The organism is Kitasatospora sp. NPDC091257 (assembly GCF_044757675.1).
Classification (GTDB): Bacteria; Actinomycetota; Actinomycetes; order Streptomycetales; family Streptomycetaceae; genus Kitasatospora; species Kitasatospora lactacystinica.
Genome location: NZ_JBIVVI010001257.1, coordinates 1 through 2521, shown reverse-complemented (window position 1 = coordinate 2521; position 2521 = coordinate 1). Strand labels below are relative to the sequence as shown.

Here is a 2521-nt window from a genome sequence, read left to right as displayed (position 1 = left end):
GCGCAGCCACCCTCCACCCTCAGGAGCCCCGGATGACGACGCCCGCCGGACCACTGGTCTTCGTGCAGTTCTACCTCGACTGTCTCTCCCACGCCTCGTACCTCGTCGGTGACCGCACCACCGGCCGGGCCGTCGTGGTCGACCCCCAGCGCGACGTCCGCGAGTACCTCGCCGCCGCCGAACAGCACGGACTGACCATCGAGCGGGTCATCGAGACCCACATCCACGCGGACTTCCTCTCCGGTCACCTGGAACTCGCCGAGCGCACCGGCGCGCGCATCTCCTACGGCTCCGCCGCCGTGCTCGACTTCGACACCGACCCCCTGGGCGACGGCGAGCGGATCGGACTCGGCGAGGTCGACCTGGAGATCCTGCACACCCCGGGCCACACCCCGGAGTCGATCTGCGTCGTCGTGCGCGAACACGCCGGTGACGCCGTCCCGTTCGGTGTGCTCACCGGCGACACGCTGTTCATCGGCGACGTCGGCCGCCCCGACCTGCTCAGCTCGCGCGGCCGGTCCGCCGAGGAGATGGCCCGCCTGCTGTACCGCTCCACCCGGGCCCTGCTGACCCTCCCCGACGACACGCGCGTCCACCCGGCGCACGGCGCCGGCTCGGCCTGCGGCAAGAACCTCTCCACCGAGCTGAGCTGCACGATCGGCAACCAGCGCCGCGGCAACTACGCCCTGGCCGACATGACCGAGGACGAGTTCGTCGCCGTGGTGACCGCCGGCCAGCCCGCCGCGCCGGCCTACTTCGCGTTCACCTCGGTGCGCAACCGCCAGGCCCGTCCGGTCCTGGACGAGGACACCCCCGTCCCGCCGCTCACCCCGGAGGCGTTCCTCCAGGCCCGGGCGGGCGGCGCCACCGTGCTGGACACCCGGGATCCGGAGGCGTTCGCCGCCGCCCACCTGCACGGCGCGGTCAACATCCCCCTCGGCGGCCGGTTCGCCGAACTCGCCGGCCAGGTGCTCGACGCCCAGGACGCCGTCATCCTGTGCGGCGACCCGGACACGGCGACCGAGGCCCGGACCCGCCTGGCCCGGATCGGCTTCGACCGCGTCCTGGGCGCCCTGGGCACCGCCGTCGAGGCGATCGACGCCGCGCACCTGACCTCGGTCGCGCGCGTGGACGCCGACGACCTCGTCCGCTCCCTCGCCGGTCAACTCGTCGAGGGCGAAGCCGACTTCATGCTGCTGGACGTACGTGGCCCGGGCGAGACGCAGGACAAGGGCACCCTCCCCGGCGCCCGGCTCCTCCCGCTGCCCGAACTGCTCGCCCGCCTGGGCGAACTGCCGACCGATCAGCCGCTGACCGTGATCTGCGCGGGCGGCAACCGCTCCTCGGTGGCCGCGTCCGTGCTGCGCGCCCGCGGCTTCGAGGCCGTCGACCTGCGCGGCGGCTTCGCCGCCTGGAACGGCGAGGTCGTGCGCCCCGCCGACCGGGCCGCGGACGGCGTCACGGCGTGAGCGTCCTGATCACCGCTCTGCTCTGTGGAGCCGTGGTCGGCGTCGCCCTCGGCGCGCTGGGCGGCGGCGGGGGAGTGCTCGCGGTCCCGGCCCTGGTGTACCTGCTGGGCCTGTCGCCCTCCGACGCCGGGACCACCAGCCTGGTCATCGTCACCGCCACCTCCGTCACCGCGCTGACCCGCCACGCGGGCAGCGGCACCGTCCAGTGGCGCACCGGCGCACTGTTCGCCGCGGCCGGCGTGCTTCCCGCCATCGGGGCGTCCGTGCTCGCCCACCGCATCCCGCAGCCGGTGCTGACCTCCGCGTTCGCCGTCCTGGCCGCGCTGGCCGCCGCGGTGATGCTGCGCGGCGCCCGAAGCGGCGCCCGAAGCGCGCGGCGCGTGCCGGCCGGGGCGGCCCGGGAGGGCGGGGAGGGCGGGGAGGCCGCGGACGGCGGCGCCGCTCCGTCCACGAAACCGGCCGGCCGAGACGGGCACCTGGGCACGGTCGCGGCCGGCGCGGGCCTCGGGGCGGTGACCGGCCTGCTGGGAGTCGGCGGCGGCTTCCTCGCGGTGCCCGCGCTGGTGTCGGTGCTCCGGCTGCCGATGCGCAAGGCCGTCGGTACCAGCCTGGTCGTCATCGTCGTCAACTCGGTGGTCTCCCTCGGCACCCGCCTGACGGTCACGGACATCTCCGTCGACCCGGCGGTCTTCGGGCCGTTCGTGGGCGCCGCCGTCCTCGGCGCCTGGGACGGCAAGCGACTGGCGGCCAAGCTCTCCGGCGCGGCACTGCAGCGGGCCTTCGCCGTCGTCCTGCTCGCGGTGGCCGCCTTCATGGTGATCGGCGCCCTCGCCTGACGGCCTCCGCGCGAGCGCGGCGACCGCTGCCCGGACACCTCGGGTCCGGACGGCGGTCGCCTTCCGCCGGTCGCCACCCGGCGATGCCCGGCAGGCACCGATTTTGTGCTGTTCCCCCGAAGGTACGTACATTCACCTCGTGTCCCGCACCACCCACCCGACCCCTGACTCCCAGGAGGGCGCCGTGACCTCCGCGCCCGATCCCGGTCCCGGTCC

At 75.2% G+C, this 2521-nt stretch carries 2 protein-coding genes; both read left to right on the top strand.

Going from position 1 to position 2521, the window contains the following annotated elements; genetic code table 11:
- Positions 1-32: 32 nt before the first annotated feature.
- Positions 33-1469: a rhodanese-like domain-containing protein gene (locus tag ACIQOV_RS37005; RefSeq protein ID WP_401055184.1), complete on the top strand. Its 1437-nt coding sequence runs from the start codon at positions 33-35 to the stop codon at positions 1467-1469.
- Positions 1466-2305: a sulfite exporter TauE/SafE family protein gene (locus ACIQOV_RS37000; protein WP_401055183.1), complete on the top strand. Its 840-nt coding sequence runs from the start codon at positions 1466-1468 to the stop codon at positions 2303-2305. Before ACIQOV_RS37005 ends, ACIQOV_RS37000 begins: the two co-directional genes overlap by 4 nt.
- Positions 2306-2521 lie beyond the last annotated feature (216 nt).

Coding starts and splice junctions, on each gene's coding strand:
- ACIQOV_RS37005 (WP_401055184.1), top strand. CDS start 33: ATGACGACGCCCGCCGGACCACTGGTCTTCGTGCAGTTCTACCTCGAC.